Source organism: Bifidobacterium sp. LH_426, from assembly GCF_056356875.1.
This window is the reverse complement of record NZ_JBKEVB010000007.1, coordinates 95,838-116,168: the sequence shown is the minus strand read 5'-3', so window position 1 is coordinate 116,168 and position 20,331 is coordinate 95,838. Positions and strand designations below refer to the sequence as shown.

Here is a 20,331-nt window from a genome sequence, read left to right as displayed (position 1 = left end):
AGGCTCAGCCTGAGTGAGGCGAAAGCCGAACGAAGGCAGAATTGAGTCCGGCCGCAGGCCGGTCCGTAATTGCAGGGGCCGGAGCCGAGCCGTGAAGCGGTCCGAGTGTGAAAGGAACCATATGGCACAGTACGCAGGCACTCCCGCCGAACCGGCCCCGCCGTGCCCTGACTATCCGGTGTACACCGGCGACAATCTGGGCGCGCGCCCGGACCCCGCCGGCACCACGTTCCGCGTGTGGGCACCGACCGCGTCCGGTGTGACGCTGCGGCTGTTCCGCTACGGTTCGGACGCGGAAGCCGCCGTCGAGGAGCCCGAGGCATCCGTCGACGACGACACGACGTCCGCTGGCGGCCGTCCCGGCCCGTTCGCCTCGCACGAGCTCGCGCCCGGCGAGGCCGGCACGTGGGCGGTCCGTTGCGACGGCGTGGGCCACGGAGTCTACTACGACTACATCGTCCGTTTCCCCGACGGCACGACGAACCGCACTGCCGACCCGTGGGCGCGCGCGGCCGGCGTGAACGGCCGGCGCAGCATGGTCGTCGACCTCGCGCGCACCGACCCGGACGGCTGGGAGTCCGACCGCCGCCCGCACGTCGCCAGCCATGACCTCGTCATCTGGGAGACGCACGTCGGCGACTTCAGCGACGACATGCACAGCGGCGTCCCGTTCGAGCATCGCGGCACGTATCTCGCGTTCACCTACGACGGCACGAGCGTCGACGGCGACGGCGGATTCCCCACGTGCGTCGCCTACCTGAAGCGTCTCGGCGTCACCGCCGTCCAGCTCATGCCGTTCTACGACTACGGTTCCATCGACGAATCCCTCGCGCACGACGATCCGCGCCACGGCTTCAACTGGGGCTATGATCCGCTCAACTACAACGTGCCTGAAGGCTCCTACAGCACCGACCCGTTCCACGGCGAAGTGCGCATCCGCGAATGCAAGCGCATGATCCAGGCGCTGCACGCCGCCGGCATCAAAGTCATCATGGACGTGGTCTACAACCACCTGTTCTCCGCCGACAACTGGTTCGAACGCATGATTCCCGGATACGCGCTGCGCCGCCGCGTCGACGGAACGCTCGCCGACGGCTCCGGCTGCGGCAACGACGTCGCCACCGAACATCCGATGATGCGCCGGTACATCGTCGATTCCGTCGCCTACTGGGCGCGCGAATACCATGTCGATGGATTCCGCTTCGACCTGATGGGCCTCATCGACGTCGACACGATGAACGCGATCCGCACGGCGCTCGACGAGCTGCCGGGCGGCGCGACGATCCTCATGCACGGCGAGCCGTGGTCGGCGCGCAGGACCGCGCTCGACCCGGCCGCCGGCGTCGTCCTCGCCGACAAACGCGGCCTGCCGTACCTGAGCCCGCGCATCGGCGCGTTCTGCGATACGACGCGCGACGCGGTGCGCGGCCACATCTTCTTCCACAAAGAACCCGGGTACCTGTCCGGCGCGGCCGCCGACTACGCGGACGACATCCGCCATGCGGCGGACGCGTGGCGCGGCACGCCGCACGAGACCGCGTCCGTCGCGCAGGTCATCCAATACGTCTCCGCCCACGACGACCTCACGTTGTGGGACAAGCTGTGCGCCGCGATGCGCCGGCTCCCCACGGAAGCCGACTACGCGGCGGACGACGTGGACGTCGACGGCCGGTGTGCGGACCTCATGGCCGCGAACCGTCTGGCCGCCGGCATCGTGTTCACCGCCGCCGGCGTGCCGTTCCTGCTGTCCGGCGAGGAGTTCGCCCGCACCAAGCGCGGCGATTCCGATTCGTACCGCAGCCCCGCCTCGCTCAACCGGCTCGACTGGCGGCGCGCGCGGCGGCTCGCGCGCCTCGTCGAGCACTATCGCACGCTCATCGCGTTGCGCCGCGGCAACCCCGCCTACTTCGGAGGTGCGCGCATGATCGTGCCGCGCGACGACGAGGTGGTCGTGTTCCGCGTCGGCGACGACTGCGTGGCCGTCAACCCGACCGACGACGTGCGCACGCAGCCGACCGTAGCCTTGGAGACGCCCGCGCCATACGACGAGGTCACGAGAATCGCCCCCGACGACTGGCGGTGCGTCTACCGTTCCGACGATGACGGCGACGTCGCGGACGACGGAACCGTCGCGCGGCGCCGCAGGCTCACGCTGCCGGCCCGCAGCCTCACCATCTGGAGGCGCGCATGAGCGGCGTTGCACAGGGCACGGGGAACAGGCGGCGCAAGGGCCTGACCGTGTTCCGGCTCAAGGTGGTCGGCGCGGTGCTTATGGCGTTGTCCGTCGCGTCGACGACGGTCGTGCCGCTGCTGTTCGGCGCGCCCACGGCGGACAACATGACCGCTCTGACGGCCGCGGTCGTCTGCGAGGCGGCGTCCTGGTGCGCGGTGCCGATCTACGCGTGGCTGCTGTTCGACGGATGGCGGCACACGCGTGACGTGAGGCGGTACGCGCTGCGTCTGTGTGCGGTCGCGGCGCTCTCCGAGCCCGCCTACGACCGGTTGGCGACCGGGCGATGGCTCGACCTGCGCGTGCAGAATCCCGTGTGGGGGCTGCTGGTCGCGCTCATCGTGCTGGTCGTGCTCGACCGGCTCCGCGCGCGGTACGCGGGCGCCGCGCGATGGGCGACGGCCGCGGTCGTGATCGTGGCCGGTGTGCTGTGGGATCTGCTGCTGCACGTCGGGGTGCGGCAGAGGGTCATGCCCGTGGGCGTGCTCACGCTCATGTTCGTGCTGGTGTTCCGTTTCCTGTCGCCGCGCGAGAACACGATGATGTTCACCGCGGGCCTGCTGGGCGCGGTCATGTGCATCACGCCGGCGGTGGGCGTCGCCATCCTCCACTATCGCAACGGCGAACTCGGCTATCGCGATCGCAATGGGCATGGGCATGCATGGGTGACATGGGTGTTCGCCGCGCTGTACCCGCTGATGCTGTGGGCGGGGTGCCTGCTGTAGATATGCCTGCTGGAGGTGCGGACTGGCGGGCGTCCGTGACGGTTCGGTTCAGTCGTGGTATGGGGCGTCGGTGCCGCGTAGGACGAGCTGCGCCTCGACCGTCTCGTGCGGGGCGTCGAGCGTCTTGCCCTGCATGAGATCGAGCGCCTTTTCCGCCGCCTTGCGCCCCATCGCGTACGGGTCCTGCCGCATCGTGGTGAGGTTGAGCGTGTCCGCATACGGGCTGTCGTCGAAGCCGACGATCGAATAGTCGCGCGGCGTGCGGTGACCGTAGCGTTCCAGCTTGACCATGAGTGGAATCGCCATCATGTCCATCTGGCAGCAGATCGCGTCCGGGAACTCGTCGAGCGCGAGCAGGGCCGCCAGCGCGGAATCCACGAATTCGGGGCCGCGCGGCACGGTGAGCACCTGCCAGTCGATGTCGTGCTTGCCTTCCGCCTCCTCGCATGCGCGGACGAACCCGCGTGTGCGGGCGTCGATCGAGGCGTCCAGATTCTTCACCGCCTCCGAACATGGGTAGACGATGCGGTGGTGCCCGAGACCGATGAGATGTTGTGTCGCCTTGCGCATGCCCTCCTCATCGTCGATACCGACCGACGCGTCGAGACCCTCGTCGGAAGGGGTGTTGATGCCGACGATCGGCACGTGGATGCGGCGGAGCTGTTCCACCTCGTGCGGGTCGATGGCGAACGAGGCGACGACCACCGCGTCCACGTTGCGGCGGATCGGCAGGTTGGTGAAGAACTCGCGCCGGTTCTCCGCCGTGTCGATGTGCTGGAACAGGGAGATGTCGTAGCCGGCCGGGTGCATCGCCGATTCGAGTCCGGCGAAAACCTCGGCGTTGAACCAGCTGGTGATTTCCTCGTTCATCAGCAGCGCCACGCGGTTCGTGCGGCCGGATTTGAGCGCGGTGGCGGAACGCGAGATGTTGAAGTCGAGTTGGTCCGCCACCGCGAGCACCTTGGCGCGGGTCTTCGCGGAGACGAGCTCGGGGCGCGTGAACGCGCGCGAGACGGTGGAGATGGACACCCCGGCCGCCTTGGCCACGTCGTGGATATCGGCCTTGCCCATGGTGTCCTCCTCCTCGTGCGTGCGTTGCCGTGTGGCGTTCCATCATACTGCGAACGTTGCCGTCGCCGTCCGTGTTTTCGAACTTGAGTGGGATGTGCTCAAGATTTTGTGGCGAATGTGGGAATAAAACTTGCGGAGTGGAAGTTGAGTGGTGTAGGCTCAAGTTTTGGAACGGCAAAGGGCCGGGCAATCGGGCCGCACCGATCGCATCCGGAACCTGAGCGAAGAACGTAAGAACGAACAAAGAACAAAAGGAGCACACATTATGGCACGTGCAGTTGGTATCGATCTGGGCACCACGAATTCCTGCATCGCCACCCTCGAAGGCGGCGAGCCCACGGTCATCGTCAACGCCGAAGGCGCGCGCACCACGCCGTCCGTGGTCGCGTTCTCCAAGTCCGGCGAGATCCTCGTCGGCGAGGTCGCCAAGCGTCAGGCCGTGACCAACGTCGACCGCACCATCTCCTCCGTCAAGCGTCACATGGGCACCGACTGGACCGTCGAGATCGACGGCAAGAAGTGGACCCCGCAGGAGATCTCCGCGCAGATCCTGATGAAGCTGAAGAGGGACGCCGAGGCCTACCTCGGCGAGCCGGTCACCGACGCCGTCATCACCTGCCCGGCGTACTTCAACGACGCCCAGCGTCAGGCCACCAAGGACGCCGGCAAGATCGCCGGCCTGAACGTCCTGCGCATCATCAACGAGCCGACCGCGGCCGCGCTGGCCTATGGCCTCGAGAAGGGCAAGGAGGACGAGCGCATCCTGGTCTTCGACCTCGGCGGCGGCACCTTCGATGTCTCCCTGCTGGAGATCGGCAAGGACGAGGACGGCTTCTCCACCATCCAGGTGCAGGCCACCAACGGCGACAACCACCTCGGCGGCGACGATTGGGATCAGAAGATCATCGACTGGCTCGTCACCGAAGTCAAGAACAAGTACGGCATCGACCTGAGCAAGGACAAGATCGCCCTGCAGCGTCTGAAGGAAGCCGCGGAGCAGGCCAAGAAGGAGCTCTCCTCCTCGACCTCCACCTCCATCTCCATGCAGTACCTGGCCATGACGCCCGACGGCACCCCGGTGCACCTGGACGAGACCCTGACCCGTGCGCACTTCGAGGAAATGACCTCCGACCTGCTCGGCCGCTGCCGCACGCCGTTCAACAACGTGCTGCGCGACGCGAACATCTCCGTCGGCCAGATCGACCACGTGGTGCTCGTCGGCGGTTCCACCCGTATGCCGGCCGTCAAGGAGCTCGTCAAGGAGCTCACCGGCGGCAAGGAAGCAAACCAGTCCGTCAACCCGGATGAGGTCGTCGCCGTCGGCGCCGCCGTGCAGTCCGGCGTCATCAAGGGCGACCGCAAGGACGTCCTGCTCATCGACGTGACCCCGCTCTCCCTCGGCATCGAGACCAAGGGCGGCATCATGACCAAGCTCATCGACCGCAACACCGCCATCCCGACCAAGCGTTCCGAGGTGTTCTCCACCGCCGAGGACAACCAGCCGTCCGTGCTGATCCAGGTCTACCAGGGCGAGCGTGAGTTCGCCCGCGACAACAAGCCGCTCGGCACCTTCGAGCTGACCGGCATCGCTCCGGCCCCGCGTGGCGTCCCGCAGATCGAGGTCACCTTCGATATCGACGCCAACGGCATCGTGCACGTGTCCGCCAAGGACAAGGGCACCGGCAAGGAGCAGTCGATGACCATCACCGGTGGTTCCGGCCTGCCGAAGGACGAGATCGACCGCATGGTCAAGGAGGCCGAAGCCCACGAGGCCGAGGACAAGAAGCGCAAGGAGGACGCCGAGACCCGCAACCAGGCCGAGGCCTTCGCCTACCAGACCGAGAAGCTCGTCGCCGACAACAAGGAGAAGCTCTCCGATGAGGTCGCCAACGAGGTCACCGAGAAGGTCAACGCCCTCAAGGAAGCCCTCAAGGGCGACGACATCGAGAAGGTCAAGACCGCTCAGACCGAGCTGATGACCTCCGCCCAGAAGATCGGCCAGGCCCTCTACGCCCAGCAGGGCGCGGCGGATGCCGCCGGTGCGGCCGGTGCGGCCGGCGCCGCCGGTGCCGCGGGCGCCGGTTCCGCCTCCAACGGCGGTGACGACGACGTGGTGGACGCCGAGGTCGTGGACGACGACGACAAGGACAACAAGTAAGGTCCCGTCCGATGGCTGAGTTCAACAAGGACGACTACCTGAACGACCTGCCCGACGCCGACGACGCCCGCGAGGCGGGCTCGTCGGCCCCGGCCGACACCCCCGCCGACGCGGCCGCCGCCGCGCAGAAGCCGGCTCCTTCTTCGGATCCCTCCGACAAGGGAACGGACGCGGCTGATGCCGCGGCCTCCTCTTCGGCTCCCTCTGACGAGGGAGCTGGCGCGGCGAACGCCGCGACTGAGGGAGAGACCGCCGACGCCAAGGCTGACTCCGACACCCTGACCCCGCTGGGCCAGGCCAAGAAGGAGGCCGCCGATTACCTCGAGGCCCTGCAGCGCGAGCGCGCGGAGTTCATCAACTACCGCAACCGCGCGAAGAAGGAGCAGGAGCGCTTCCGCGAGCACGGCATCATCGACGTGCTGACCGCGCTGCTGCCCGCCCTCGACGACATCGACCGCATCCGTGCCAACAGCGAGATGGACGATTCGTTCAAGGCCGTCGCCGCGAAGATCGACAAGGCGTTCGAGAAGTTCGGCGTCGAGAAGTTCGGCGAGGCCGGCGAGGAGTTCGACCCGACCAAGCATGACGCGATCCTGCACAAGCCGGACGCGAACGCCGAGAAGGAGACCGTCGACACGGTCGTGGAGGCCGGCTACCGCATCGGTGACCGCGTGATCCGCGCCGCCCGAGTCGTCGTCGCCTCCCCGCACAACTGACGTCGTGCAGGCCCCCTCTGACGAGGGGGCTCCCGCGAAGCGGGTGGGGGAGAGATGGTCGGAACGTGACGGCTGAGGTTTCTCTCCCCCAGTCAGCTTCGCTGACAGCCCCCTCGTCAGAGGGGGCCGAATCATACATACAAGACTTCAACACGAAAGGAGACATGAATGGCTGAGAACGAATGGCTGAGCAAAGACTTCTACAAAGTCCTTGGTGTCTCCAAGGACGCCTCCGATTCCGACATCACCAAGGCCTACCGCAAGCTGGCCCGCAAGTACCATCCCGACCTCAACAAGACGAAGGAGGCGGAGGAGAAGTTCAAGGACATCTCCGAAGCCTATGACGTGCTGAGCAACAAGGACTCGCGCCAGAAGTATGATGCGATCCGCCAGTTCGGCATGGGCGGCGCCCGTTTCGCCGGCGGCTCCGGTCAGGGCGGCTTCGACGCCTCCGGATTCTCCGACATCTTCGGTTCGATGTTCGGCGGCGGCTCGGGCATGGGCGGCAACGGCTCCCGCATCCGCTTCTCCACGTCCGGCGGCGGCAATCCGAACCTCAACGACATCTTCTCGATGTTCGGCGGCGCGGCCGGCGCCGGCGCGCAGGGCGGCTCGCCCTACGGCGCGTACGGTGACGCCGGCGCGTACGGCGGCTACGAGGAGACCCCGAAACCTCAGAAGGGCAAGGACCGCAACTCGAAGATCAGCCTGACCCTGCGTCAGGCCGCGAAGGGCGCGACCGTGTCCCTGTCCGTCGACGGTTCCAAGTTCAAGACGCACATCCCCGCCGGCGTGAAGGACGGGCAGAAGATCCGTCTGGCCGGCAAGGGCCATGCAGGCGTCAACGGCGGCAAGCACGGCGACCTGTACCTGCAGGTCAACGTGAAGCCCGACTCCAAGTTCACGATGCGCGGTCATGACCTCGTCATGGACCTGCCCGTGAGCGTCGCCGAAGCCGTCGCCGGCGCGAAGGTCGAGGCGAAGGACATCGACGGCGAGACCGTCACGTTCAAGGTGCCCGCCGGCTCGTCCAGCGGTGCCGAAGTGCGAATCTCCGGCAAGGGCGTGCAATCCGGCAACACCCCGGGCGACCTCGTCGGTCGTGTGATGATCCAGGTGCCCGCCAAGCCGGGTCTCGGTGTCAAGCACGCCGCCAAGGAGTTCGACAAGGCCGCCGGCGACTACATTCCGCGGTGAGCCCGTTGTCAGGAGGTGAATGATGGCGAGGATCGCCCGTGAGGTGCGCCAGTTGTATGCGATGTGCGCGGCGGCGATCGTGCTCGGCCGCGCCGATCTCGACGGTGCCGACGACGCCGGCTTCGACCTCGATCTGGCGGTGTTCACCGTCGGTCAGGCGGCGGAGATCGCCGACATCCACCCGCAGACCCTGCGCCAGTACGACCGCGTCGGTCTCGTCACGCCGCAGCGCACGGAAGGCGGTGCCCGCCGCTATTGTCTGCGCGACATCGACCGTCTCGTGCAGGCGCAGCGATTGAGCCAGTCGGAGGGCATCAACCTGTCCGGCATCACCCGCATCCTCACGTTGCAGGAGGAGAACCGCCAGCTGCGTCGTCAGGTCCGTCGATTGCAGTCGGCCGGTGAGGAGAGCGTGTTCGCGGCCGGCCGCGACGGCGACATCATCGAGATGCAGCGGTCCAACAGCGCACGCATGTGGCGTCGCGCGATCCGCACGCAGACGCGTGAACTGCCCGGTCGCCCGCATCGTCGCGTCGACGCCGACCCCGATTCCAAATCGATCGTGCTGTGGCGCTGAACGTGCCACGTCACGCGCGCGATCCGCACACAACGTAAATCCGCACACAACGTGACGGAACGCACCACAACGTAACGAAATGGCCCGATGGCCACGTCGGAAGACGTGCCATCGGGCCATGCTCATGTCACGGGAGTCGCGCGCGTCGCGTCACACGCGACTCCCACCGTGCGCCGCTCACCGCGCGCGGCGACGCGCGAAGGTGACGGCGATGCCGGCGACCGCCAGCGCGGCCGTCGCGATCGCGGCCACGGCGACGGACGCGCCGGACGCGGACAGCGCCGCGCCAGACCCGTTCGTGTCGTTCGTGCCGTTCGACCCGTTCACGGTGCCGCCGTTCGCGCCGGAGCCGGCGGAACCATTGCCGTTACCGGAACCATTACCGGATTCATCGCCCGTGCCCTCGTTGCCACCGTTGTCGCCGCTGTTGCCGCCGTCGCCGGCGGACTGCAGCCTGCCGTAGGCCTGTTCGAGCGCGGCCGCGGCGTCGTCGACCTGCTGTTGCGTCGCGTCATCGTCGCCGAGCACCGTCTCGGCCCGCTTGAGCGCGGCCGCGAACGGCTTCCAGCTGTCGGGCGTGTAGCTGCCTTCACGCAGTTCGCGCATCCGTGTGACCAGCGTGCGCAGGTCGGTTTTGTCGGCCGGCGTGGTCGGTTCGACCGACGGACGTTTGACGAGCGCCTTCGTCGCCTCGGTCAGCGCCTTCGCGGCGTCGTCGACCTGCTGCTGCGTGGCGGCGGCATCGTCGGCCACCTTCCGCGCGGCGTCCAGCGCGGCGGCGAACGGCTTCCAGCTGGCGGCCGTGTAGTCCGCCTCCCGCTTCGTCAGCGCCTCGGTGATCGCGGCGTCCAGTGCGGTCTTGTCGGCGGGCTTCGGCGTCGGCGTCTCTTTGGCCTTGCCGGCGATGGCGAGCCAGCTCAGGACCGGGTCGGCGCTCACCTTGGAGACCGTGAACGTGACGGTCTGCGCCGAGTCGAGCGTGAACTCGACCGGCAGCGTCTTCGAGTCGCCGGCTCCGGACATGTCCATGTTGCCGGAGGCGAGCTCCTTGCCGGACGCGTCACGCACGTACGCCTTCATGCTGCGCGACTGCCACCATTCGTGGAAGCCGGCCTCCAGCGTGTACGAGCCGGCCTCGAGCGGCAGGCGGTAGGTGATGTCCTTGCCGGATTCGGCGTACAGTCCGGTGCTGAACTTGTCGTTCGAGTCGGTGCCGCCCTTCACCTTCACGCCGTCGGCGTCGTAGCCCCACGACGTGCCGTCCGACGTGCGGTCGGCGGCGTCGTTGAGCAGGTCCGGCACGACGGCCTTCACCGCCGCGTATTCGGGTGATTGCGCGGTTCCGGAGTCGATGAAGTAGCGCACGTCGGCGGGCAGCGCCTCGAGCTCGGCGGTGAACGTCTTGCCCTCGGCGGTGACGCCGGAGACGGCGGCCTTCGTGTAGTCGTCGGCGTTGTTCACGGCGGCGGCCGACTCCTCGCTCCACGATTTGACCGTGACCGTGGCGCCGTTCACCGTCACCTGCTTCGGCAGCGCCTCGCCCTTGACGGTCGCGCCGACGAAGCCGTAGTCGGTGTTCTCGGCGACGGCGAGCCAGCTGATGACCGGCTTCTGGGAGCCGACCTTGCCGAGCGTATACGTGACGGTCTGGTCGGTGGGGACGGAGAATTCAACCGTGCCCGTGGCCGTCTGCGCGGAGGAACCGAGCTTGATGCTCGCGCCGGTGGCGAGCGTCGTGCCGTCGGCCGCCTTGACGGTCTGCGACATCTCGCGCGTCTGGTTCCACCATTCGCGCGCGCCCGCGGTCAGCTTGTACGTGCCGGCCTTGAGCGGCAGGTAGTAGGTCAGCGTGTCGCCGTCCTGGTACCAGCCGGTGTCGGTCTTGTCGCTGGCGGCGAGGTCGCCCGCGTAGCTCTTCGCCTTGAGGCCGGTCGCGTCGTAGCCCCACGTCGTGCCGTCGGAACGCTGGTCGAACTTGTCGTTCGACAGCGTGGCCGCCTGCTTCACCGCCGCGTATTCGGGCGCGTTCTCCGCGCCGTTCGAGTCGATGAAGTAGGTCACGTTGGCGGGGACCGCCTCGACCTGCGCGGTGAAGCGGTACTTCATGCCGTCGGCGAGGGCGGTCTTCGTGACGCCGGTGATCGTGGCCTTCGTGTAGTCGGCCGTGTTCTTGAGGATCTCCGCCGTGTCTTCGTCCCACGTGACGTCGACGGTCTCGCCCTTGACGGCGAGCTTCGCGGGCAGCGTGGAGGCGTCGGTCTTCGTCACGGCGTGGCCGGTGAAACCGAGGTCCTGCGTCTCGGCGGCGATGTTCTTGTCGACGAGCGCCTTGCGCGCGGCCTTGAGTCGCGCGGTCAACGCGGCCGCGCCCTCTGCGTCGAGCCCGTAGGCGGCCGGATCGGCGAGGGCAACGGTCGCGGCGTCGCGGCTTGCGGCGAACACGACCCAGCTGTCGGCGTTCCAGTCGGCGGCGTCGAGGTCGGCGTAGGAGTCGACGAGCGTCTTCAGCGCGGCGACGTCCACGCCGGCGGCGGTCGCGGCGTCCGCCTTGACCACGCCGACGGCGTCGATGTTGAACGCGTCGTCGGTGGCGGTCGTGAGCGCGACGGTGTGGCGGCCGTTGGCCAGGCCGCGCAGACGGAACGACGTGTGCAGGTTGCCGCCGCTCTGCGTCGCGGCGCCCTTCGCGACCGGCTTGCTGTCGACCGTGACGTCGAGCTTGGCCTTGCCGCCGTTGGAGCCGATCACGTCGAGGCCGGTGCCGTCGAACGTGTAGGTCATCGTCGCGCCCTTGCCGGTGCTGGTATCGGACGTACGCAGCCATTCGAACATGCCCTTGCCGATGAGATGATCCCACTTGCCGTCATACTGTAGGATCGGCGTCGAGGAATCGTCCCAGCTGGTCTGATGCATGCCGTCGATCACGTCCGTGTAGTACGGCGTGTAGCCGGGCAGCGTCGTCACCTTGAGATTGTCGAAGCGGACGAAATCGTAGCTGGAACCGAGCTGGACGCGGCCGTTGGACTGCGGCGAGGCGTCCTGGTAGGTGGCGACGTCCACGCCGTTGACGCCGACCGTGTAGGTGTCGCCGGCGACCTTGACGGACAGCCTGTTCCACACGTTCGACCCCTTGTGGAAGCCGACCTTTGCGTTCGAGGCGACGTTGCCGGAGGCGACCTCGGCGCCGTAGCGGCGCATCGACCACCGGCCGTCCGGGTAGAGCTTGATCTCGGCGGCGGACGTGCCGTTGCCGGAGTTGTTGCCGCCCATCTGGCGTGCGCCGAGCGTCGCGTAGCCGCCGTCCTCGAAGAGCACGTCGGCGCTCACCTCGTAGTTGGCCCAACGGTAGTCGCCGATCGTGGTCTGCGGGTCGCCGCCGTTCCATGCGCCGCCGTTGAACGAGCCCTGCGCCATGCCGGGGCCCACCTGCTGGCGCATCACATGGTTGCCGTCGTCGGTCCTGACCACTTCGAACGCGCCGTTGGTGTCGTTCGTGTAGCGCGGGGTGGCGCCGGTGTCGCCGCCGCGGGAGGCGAGGTAATCCTGCGTCACGTCCTTGCCGGTCTTCGGATCGTAGGAGACGACCGTCTTGCCCTGATACTCGAAGTCGTCGGCGTACAGCGTATCGTCGTCGGTCACGCCCTGGCGGTCGCCGGTGGCGTCCGTGTCGAGCACCGCGCGCTTGCCGTCCGTGTACTCCTCGGAGCGCGGCAGGCGGCTGATGCGCTCGCCGACTGTCGCGCCGCGGTCGAGCGTCGTGGCGGTGAGCATGCTCCACGGCTGCACGGTGACCGTGTACGTGCCGTTCGCGTCCGGCTGGATCTGTTCGCGCAGACGCACGTAGTTCGCGTCGTAGGCCTCGCCCTTGGCGGCGGCCGTCGTCTGCCACAGCTCCATCGTCTTGTCGTCGCCGAGCTTCATGTCCTTCGCGGTGATCCGGTAGGTCTTCGTGGTGGCGCTGTCGTTGACGATGACGGTGGAGAAGTCCTTCGCGTCCGGAGCGGCGAGCGTCATGTACGAGGAGGCGCCGCCGCGTGAGGTGTTGGAGCCCGTGCCGCGCCCCGGCGGATTGCCGTCCTTGAGGCCGCTGGCCGAGGCCTGCGGGATGCCGCGCCAGACGCCGTTCGCGTCTGGATCGTCCGCGTCGGTCTCGTAGCCCATCGTACTGAAGTCGGCGATCTGCTCGAGCACGGCGAGGCCGCCGTCGTAGTACGTCCAGCCGCTCCACGGGTCGCGCGCGCTCAGCAGCTCCTTCGAGGAGTACTGGAAGCCGTCGTAGAACGAGCCGATGGCCGGCTGGTAGACGTTCATCGTGCGGCGCGAATGGTCGAATCCGGCGACGATCCAGTTGCCCATCTCCAGCGCGGAGTTGATGCCGCCGATGCCGGTGCCCTTGCGGTCGCCCGCGTTCTCGCCGGACGCAGAGTCCACGGTGTTGTTGACGCGGTCCGCGGTGTTGGAGAAGGTGGCCTGCGCCTCGGAGTTCCAGATCTCCTTGTCGTAGTCGTCGGCGAGCGTCTTGAAGTTGTTCCCCTGGTCGCCGGTGGTGTAGTGGTAGCCGGAGATATCCACCGCGTCGCGCAGCGTCTTGTCGGCGAGCATGTCGTCGCCGAACGAGCCGGTGCTCACCTCGTCGGAGATGACGACGCGGATGCGGTGGAACAGGTTCTTCTCGGTCGCGTCCTTCCACGCGGGCACGTCGTTGCCGTCCAGGTCCTTGACCGTCCCCGCGCCGACGAAACCGGTCTCGTCGGCCTTGACGCGCTTCGAGAACTCCTTGGTCCAGTTGAGGTCCGGCGCGGTCTCGTTGATGTGCGGGTTCACCGAATCCACCATGTAGCCGTACTGGCGGTAGACGGCGAGGATCGTGTTCTTGTACCACGTGTACACGTCGTCGTTGCTCTTGACCCAGGCGGGGGAGCGCCAGCGCAGGATGCTCACGCGCACGTCCGGATTGACCTTCATCGCGTCGGCGGCCAGCTGGAAGCCGGGCTCCAGCGCCACGTTCGGGTAGGCGTCGGCCGAGCGCATCGTGGCCGGCTCCGGGCCGGTCGAGTTGTTGCGGTCGTTGCCCATCTCGATCTTGACGGTGTTCATCAGCGGATGGTCGCCGCCGAACAAGGTGGTGATGATCCGCCAGTAGGCCTCGGGGCTCTGCGCCTTGTAGTCCATCAGCAGCGAGCTGGTGGAGTTGGCGGACAGTACGCCGAAGCCCTTGAACGTCAGGCCGTTGCGGTTCTTCGCCGCCGCGGCGACGTCCGCGCCGTCCACGGTGACGTCGACCGGGTCGGTCGGCGACGCGGCGGTCGCGGCGGTGGCGGGTGCCGTGGCGACCGCGAACGTGCCCAGCATCGCGAGGGAGGCGAGCGCGGCGGTGACGCGGCGCAGGTTGCGGCCCGCGGCGTCGTGGGCCGGGGAAGTGGCGGTCTGGTAGGTCTGGCCGGTCTGGTCGGCTTTACCGGTCTGGTTGCGTTGCCATAGGTGCGTCCGCTTCGGCGCGCCCTTGTTCTCGTGCATGCGGTTCCTTCTTCTTGTTGCCGTTGCGGTGGGCGCGTTCGGGTGATTCGCCGGTCGTCGTGCCGTCGGTCCGGGTCTTCCATCCCGTTCCGTGGGTCGTCCGTTCCGTGGAGCCGTTCCATGGAGCTGTTCCGTGCGGGAGTCGCCTCGTCGCCGTGTCCGCTGTTCCCGTCATGCGGCACCCCATTGTGAGCGTTCCCATGACGTTTGCTGGATATTGTAACCCCTTCCATCGCCATCACGGGGTTTGCCGTCCTTTGCCGGCGTCGGTGTCTCGGCGGCATCGGGAATCGCGCAATCGATCGTCACGTCATCATCGCCGCGTGACCGTCGTCATCGCATCATCGCCGTCGCCATCGCGTCATCGCATCATCGCCGTCGCCATCGCGTCATCGCGTGACCGTCGTACCGTCGCACGGAATATCGCAATCGTCCACGGAAATCGCAATCACGTTGCGACCTGCGCGGACCGCGTCGCGCTCGCGCGCGCCGGGCCGCGTGTCGCGGCGGATCTGTCGCCGCGCTTTGGTGAGATGGACATGGAAACGCACCCGCCCAACCGTGATGGATGGAGGAACCATGCAGCTCAAAGCCGTGTTCTGGGATCTCGACGGCACGCTCATCGACTCGGAACCGCTGTGGCACGACGGCGAAATCGAACTCGCCGAGGCCAACGGAGGCCACTGGACGGAGGATCTCGGCTGGGAATGCTCCGGCACGCCCGTGCCCGACGTGGCCCGCAAGATGATCGAACACGGGTGCACGCTGAGCGTCGAGGAGATCGACGTGCAGCTCAAGGCCTACGTGTTCGAACACGAGAAGATGCACATGCCGTGGATCGACGGTGTGCTCGACACCCTGCGCTCGCTCAAGGAGGCCGGAATCCCGACCATGCTGGTGAGCACCTCGCCGCGCCCGATCGTCGAGAACGTGCTCGCCGCCGCGCCCGGCCTGTTCTCCGGCTACGTGTGCGGCGACGACGACGCCAAGCACAAGCCGTCGCCCGAACCGTACCTGCTCGCCGCCTCGCGCCTCGGCATCGCGCCCGAAGACATGGCCTCCTGCGCCGTGTTCGAGGACACGCCCGTCGGCCTCGCCGCCGGTGCCGCGTCCGGGGCGACCGTCATCGCGCAGACGTGCACGATCCGCACCGACACGTCGGACGGGCCGCAGTTCACGTCGATCGACGGGTATGCGGGCGTCGACGCGGAGGCGATCGACACGATCGTGCGCAAGCGCCTCGCCGCGCTCGCCGCCGAGGCGTGACGCGGCCGGAAGCGCGGTCTCTTAGTCATTTCTTATAGGGGCTGCTGGTATGGTGATTGGCGGTTGATTCGCGGCCGTCCGTCCGATTGCCGGCGGCCCCTTATCCGTCTGCGCGAGACCTCTCCGAGAGGCAGTCCGCATAAGACAAGAGAGCATAGGAAACACGGAAAATCCATGGGTTTTGTACATTTCATCATCGAACTGCTGAAGGATCCGCGCGCGGCCATCGCCAGCTGGATCGCGATGGGCGTCGCGCCCACGCTCGGCTTCATCTTCCTCATCGTCTTCATCGAGACCGGCGTTGTCTTCTTCCCGTTCCTGCCCGGTGACTCCCTGCTGTTCGCGGCCGGCGTGTTCGCCGCGCCCGACGTCGCCACCGGCCAGGTCGCGCTGCCGTTGCACTACCTGCTGCCCGTCGTGTGGTGCGCACCGATCATCGGCGACCAGTGCAACTACTTCATTGGCCACTTCTTCGGTCGCCGCATCATCGCCTCCGGCAAGGTCAAGGCCATGACGCCGGAGCGCATCGCGAAGACCGAGGCGATGATCGAGAAGTGGGGTCCGCTCGCCGTGTTCCTCGGCCGCTTCTTCCCGTTCATCCGCACGTTCATGCCGTTCATCTCCGGCATCTCCGGCATGCGCTGGCGCCGCTTCACGCCGTTCTCGGTGCTTGGCGGCTTCATCTGGTCGTCCCTGTTCACGCTGCTCGGCTACTTCTTCGGCAACATCCCCGCCGTGCAGAAGCACTTCGAGCTCGTGATTGTGCTGATTCTCGCCGTCTCGCTGATTCCGACGATCGTCGGCCTCGTCAAGGCGAAGTTCGGCAAGAAGAAGGGGGAGACCGCCGAGCCGGCTCCGCACCACGTGGCTGAGGCGGAGTGATCGCCGGGTGGTCGCTGTGCGATCGCGAGCGATCTTCAATTTCCCGGGCGTGTCGGGTTGCGAAATCCTGAACGCGGGATAATATTGGTCGAGTTGTCCTGCGGAGCAAGACAACAAACCAAGGGGCTGTAGCTCAGTTGGTAGAGCGCTTCGTTCGCATCGAAGAGGTCGTGGTTTCGATTACCATCAGCTCCACAAACCCTCCGGATTCCACCCCGGAGGGTTTTTCTTTTACTTGATTCCCGCCCGACCGCCGGGCTGGCAGCTGTCGGCTTCGCCGACCCAAGCCTGCGAACGGCCCACTGGACCGTTCGCTTTACGGCTTGGCCCCGGAGGGTTTTTCTTTTACTGATTCCCGCCCATGTGTCGGCCGGCCGTCGTCGGCTTCGCCGACCTGCGCCTAAGAACAGTCCACTGGACTGTTCTCCGGGCGGCGCAGCCCGCGGAGGGGTTTCCTTTTTGTAATCTTGACCGACTGTTCAGAAAGCCGAGCGCGGGTTTATGGTTGAGCGCGGTTTCTCGCTCGGGAGGGGTACATCTCTGCTGTCTCGAGCGCGTATCTGCGTTGCGAGGGGTATCAGACCCGGATTATTCCGAGTCCACACGCCGACATGGTGCCATCTGCACCGGCACAAACCGAGATATTCCCCCGGTCATGTACCCCTCATACGCCGGTTACGCTCGGAGAATGACGGGAAAGTACCCCTGCCAACCAAGAAAACGAAATCAGGCTATGGGCCAACATGTATGCCCGATGGTCTGCTCGTTTCCTCTCGTCCGGGAATGGTTGCGCTGAGACAAGGTCAGTACAACCATTCCCGGACGAGGCCGTTGTTTTCCGGGATTCTTTGCGCTGGCGTCATCTCAGTGCAAGGAATCCCGGACGATAGGGCGTATTCCCGGGATTTCTTGCGCCGGCCGTCCGCAACGTCGCCTGCCAACGGTCCGCCGGGCCGCTTGTCTCACGGATTCCACCTCGGAGGGTCTTCCCCCAAACGAGACGCCGCGCGCCACCGTAGGGGCCGTAAGGTAGTCTTGTTCCCCGGCGGAATCATGCGGAAATCATGCAATTGCGGAGGTGCATCATGCCTGGAATCGTTCTGATCGGCGCCCAGTGGGGCGACGAAGGCAAAGGCAAGGCCACGGATTTGATCGGCACGAAGGTCGATTACGTCGCGCGTTTCAACGGCGGCAACAACGCGGGGCACAGCGTCGTCGTCGGCGATGAGTCGTACGCGCTGCACCTGCTGCCCTCCGGCATCATCAACCCGCATCTCACCCCGGTGATCGGCAACGGCGTCGTCGTCGACCCGGAGGTCCTGTTCGAGGAGATCGACGGCCTCGAGGCCCGCGGCATCGACTGCTCCCACCTGCTCGTCTCCGAGGCGGCGCACATCATCGCGCCGTACCATCGTACGCTCGACAAGGTGACCGAACGCTTCCTCGGCAAGCACAAGATCGGCACCACCGGCCGCGGCATCGGCCCCGCCTACGCGGACAAGATCAACCGCGTCGGCATCCGCGTGCACGACCTGTTCAACGCCGACCATCTGCACGACAAGGTCGAGGCGAGCCTGCACCAGAAGAACCAGATCCTCGTCAAGCTGTACAACCGTCGCGCCATCGACGTGGACCAGACCACCGACGAGCTCCTGAAGCTCGGCGAGCGTCTCAAGCCGTACGTCGCCAACACGGGCCTCATCCTCAACAAGGCGCTCGACGAAGGCAAGACCGTCCTGTTCGAGGGCGCCCAGGCCACGATGCTCGACGTGGACCACGGCACCTACCCGTTCGTCACCTCCTCCAACCCGACCGCCGGCGGCGCCTGCACCGGCACCGGCGTCGGCCCCACGAAGATCACCCGCGTGATCGGCGTCTCCAAGGCGTACGTGACCCGTGTGGGCGAGGGCCCGTTCCCGACCGAGCTGTTCGACGAGTCCGGCGAATGGCTGCGCCAGCAGGGCCATGAGTTCGGCGTGACCACCGGCCGCCCGCGCCGCTGCGGCTGGTTCGACGCGGTCGTCAACCGTTACGCGAGCCAGGTGAACGGCCTGACCGACATCGTGCTCACGAAGCTCGACGTGCTCACCGGCTTGAAGGAGATCCCGATCTGCGTCGCCTACGACGTGGACGGCGAACGCCACGACGACATGCCGACCGACCAGGCCGCCTTCGCCGCCGCGAAGCCGATCTACGAGACCATGCCCGGCTGGGACGAGGACATCTCCGGCTGCCACAGCTTCGACGAGCTGCCCGCCACCTGCCAGGCGTACGTGAAGCGTCTCGAGGAGCTGAGCAACTGCCGCATCTCCGCGATCGGCACCGGCCCGCAGCGCGACCACATCATCTCCGTCCACTCGCTCATCGACTGACGCCGGCCCGCCGCCGAGCCGATATGGCCGTCACGACCGAACAGCCCGAATATTTCGCCGAACCTGATCCGGCGACGCAGGAGATGACCGCCGCGCACGCCCGTTCGTACGCGGCGGGCGTGCCACACCCGCAGGGCGCCGCCGCCGCGCCCGCCCCTCCCGCGATTCCGCTCGCCCCCGCCAAGCGCGTGCAGGCGCAGTTCAATCCGCTCGCCGACGGCATGATCTATCTCGTCGTCTTCGTCGGCGGCTGCGTGGGCACCGCCATGCGCTACGCCCTGTCGCTGCTGCTGCCCGCGCCCGCCGCCGCGCATGGCTTCTTCAGCGCGTTTCACACGGCCACGTTCCTCGCGAACATGATCGCGTGCCTCATCTTCGCGTTCGTCTCCACCTACATGTCGCAGGCCGCGTGGATCCGCAAACGCGTGCGTCAGCTCGCCTCGCGCGGCATCGGCATGGGCATGTGCGGCGGCTTCTCCACCCTGTCCGCGATGGTCATCGAGGAGCTCATCTCCATCCACGCCGATCAGATCGGCGGCTTCCTCTTCTACATGTTCGCCAGTTTCGCGGGCGGTCTCATCGTCGCCGCGACGGGCGTGCGTCTCGCGCTGGCGGCGTCCTCGCGCCGCTCCGCGCGCGTCGTCGCCGATGCGCTCGCCGCCGCTTCCGGCGCGGCGGGTCCCGCGCACGCCGCGCCGAAGCGTGACGTCGACGGCGTCGCGCTCGCCGACAAGCCGATCATGGTCGGCGATCCGGCGTCCGGTCCGGTCGAGATCAAGGCGTCCACGCCGCCGGAGGGTGATTACGGTCAGCCGTTGACGCCTGCCGTGCCGCGTGTCGCGGCGTCGGCGGCGTCCGGTGTTTCCGATGATTCCGGTGTTTCTGGTGATTTCGCCGGCGGATCGGCGATTCCGTCGTTCGAGCCGGCGCCGGTCACCGATGAGATTCCGATGGTCGGCGATCCCGTCACCGGCGACGCGCATGGCGAGGAGCGTCGCGACGACGCCGCGCGTCACGCCGGACCGTCGTCTGACGGACTGTCCCATGATGACGGACGGGAGGCGACGCGATGACGTTCCTGCTTGTCTGCCTGTGCGGCGGCGTCGGCGCGGTGACGCGTTTCATCGTAAACACGTCGGTGCAGCGCTGGTGGAGCCGCGCGTTCCCGCTGTCCACGTTCATCATCAACGTGATCGCCACGTTCTGCGCGGGCATCGCCGCCGGCGCCTACGCGTCCGCCACCGTCGACCATCACGCGTACCTGCTGTTCGTGACCGGATTCCTCGGCGGATTCTCGACGTTCTCCACCGCGATCAACGAGATGGTGTCGCTCGCGCGCGCCGGCCGCTACCGCATGGCCGCGTTCTACTGCGCGATGACGATTCTCGTGCCGATTCTGTGCGTCGCCGCTGGCTGGTGGCTCGCCTCCCTCGGCGCATGACGATATCCGACACCCTCTGAGGAGGAGACCCATCTTCTTCGCCTCCCTCTGACGAGGGAGGTGGCATCGCGTAGCGATGACGGAGGGAGAGATAGCTGGAACGTAACGTTCCCGGTATCTCTCCCCCACCCGGCTTCGCCGGGAGCCCCCTCGTCAGAGGGGGCCATCACGCGCCCCGA

The 20,331-nt window shown here is 67.0% G+C and carries 13 protein-coding genes and 1 tRNA gene; 12 read left to right on the top strand and 2 right to left on the bottom strand.

Annotated features, from left to right (window positions below; genetic code table 11):
- Nucleotides 1–121: 121 nt before the first annotated feature.
- Both pulA and AC1AYD_RS08220 read left to right on the top strand, forming a co-directional pair.
- On the top strand, nucleotides 122–2,191 hold the full coding sequence (gene pulA, locus AC1AYD_RS08225; RefSeq protein WP_476503163.1) for a type I pullulanase: 2,070 nt from the start codon (nucleotides 122–124) through the stop codon (nucleotides 2,189–2,191).
- Nucleotides 2,188–2,955: a TraX family protein gene (locus tag AC1AYD_RS08220; protein WP_476503164.1), complete on the top strand. Its 768-nt coding sequence runs from the start codon at nucleotides 2,188–2,190 to the stop codon at nucleotides 2,953–2,955. The genes pulA and AC1AYD_RS08220 overlap by 4 nt, the downstream gene beginning before the upstream one ends.
- Nucleotides 2,956–3,003: 48 nt before the next feature.
- On the opposite strand, the gene AC1AYD_RS08215 is transcribed toward AC1AYD_RS08220, so the two are convergent.
- Nucleotides 3,004–4,026, bottom strand: coding sequence for a LacI family DNA-binding transcriptional regulator (locus tag AC1AYD_RS08215; RefSeq protein WP_476503165.1), 1,023 nt, complete (start codon nucleotides 4,024–4,026; stop codon nucleotides 3,004–3,006).
- Between the two features lie 265 nt (nucleotides 4,027–4,291).
- Between AC1AYD_RS08215 and dnaK the strand changes: the two genes are divergently transcribed.
- The 4 genes from dnaK (at nucleotide 4,292) to AC1AYD_RS08195 (ending at nucleotide 8,674) form a co-directional block, all read left to right on the top strand.
- The gene (dnaK, locus tag AC1AYD_RS08210) at nucleotides 4,292–6,184 is read left to right on the top strand and encodes a molecular chaperone DnaK (RefSeq protein ID WP_476503166.1); all 1,893 of its coding nucleotides are present in this window, start codon (nucleotides 4,292–4,294) and stop codon (nucleotides 6,182–6,184) included.
- An 11-nt stretch (nucleotides 6,185–6,195) separates the two neighbouring features.
- A complete protein-coding gene (grpE, locus tag AC1AYD_RS08205; protein ID WP_476503167.1) occupies nucleotides 6,196–6,900 on the top strand; it encodes a nucleotide exchange factor GrpE in 705 nt (234 codons plus the stop codon).
- Between the two features lie 168 nt (nucleotides 6,901–7,068).
- Complete coding sequence (locus tag AC1AYD_RS08200; protein ID WP_476503168.1) at nucleotides 7,069–8,097, top strand: DnaJ C-terminal domain-containing protein; 1,029 nt, start codon at nucleotides 7,069–7,071, stop codon at nucleotides 8,095–8,097.
- A 22-nt stretch (nucleotides 8,098–8,119) separates the two neighbouring features.
- A complete protein-coding gene (locus tag AC1AYD_RS08195) occupies nucleotides 8,120–8,674 on the top strand; it encodes a heat shock protein transcriptional repressor HspR (protein ID WP_476503195.1) in 555 nt (184 codons plus the stop codon).
- 177 nt (nucleotides 8,675–8,851) lie between these two features.
- Here the strand turns inward: AC1AYD_RS08195 and AC1AYD_RS08190 are convergent, their stop codons facing one another.
- A complete protein-coding gene (locus AC1AYD_RS08190; protein WP_476503169.1) occupies nucleotides 8,852–14,191 on the bottom strand; it encodes a 3-keto-alpha-glucoside-1,2-lyase-like domain-containing protein in 5,340 nt (1,779 codons plus the stop codon).
- A 579-nt stretch (nucleotides 14,192–14,770) separates the two neighbouring features.
- On the opposite strand from AC1AYD_RS08190, the gene AC1AYD_RS08185 reads away from it, so the two are divergent.
- The 6 genes from AC1AYD_RS08185 to AC1AYD_RS08160 all read left to right on the top strand — a co-directional run bounded on the left by AC1AYD_RS08185 (nucleotide 14,771) and on the right by AC1AYD_RS08160 (nucleotide 20,152).
- Nucleotides 14,771–15,457, top strand: a complete 687-nt coding sequence (locus AC1AYD_RS08185) for an HAD family hydrolase (protein WP_476503170.1) — start codon at nucleotides 14,771–14,773, stop codon at nucleotides 15,455–15,457.
- 174 nt (nucleotides 15,458–15,631) lie between these two features.
- Entirely contained in the window at nucleotides 15,632–16,339 is a 708-nt protein-coding gene (locus tag AC1AYD_RS08180) for a DedA family protein (protein WP_476503171.1), read from the top strand.
- A gap of 122 nt (nucleotides 16,340–16,461) precedes the next feature.
- Nucleotides 16,462–16,534, top strand: a tRNA-Ala gene (locus AC1AYD_RS08175).
- Nucleotides 16,535–17,424: 890 nt separating this feature from the next.
- Nucleotides 17,425–18,711 (top strand): adenylosuccinate synthase, encoded by a 1,287-nt coding sequence (locus AC1AYD_RS08170; protein WP_476533010.1) that lies wholly within the window; start codon nucleotides 17,425–17,427, stop codon nucleotides 18,709–18,711.
- A gap of 23 nt (nucleotides 18,712–18,734) precedes the next feature.
- Complete coding sequence (locus AC1AYD_RS08165; RefSeq protein WP_476544967.1) at nucleotides 18,735–19,784, top strand: fluoride efflux transporter FluC; 1,050 nt, start codon at nucleotides 18,735–18,737, stop codon at nucleotides 19,782–19,784.
- Complete coding sequence (locus AC1AYD_RS08160) at nucleotides 19,781–20,152, top strand: fluoride efflux transporter FluC (protein ID WP_476544965.1); 372 nt, start codon at nucleotides 19,781–19,783, stop codon at nucleotides 20,150–20,152. Before AC1AYD_RS08165 ends, AC1AYD_RS08160 begins: the two co-directional genes overlap by 4 nt.
- Nucleotides 20,153–20,331: the final 179 nt, after the last annotated feature.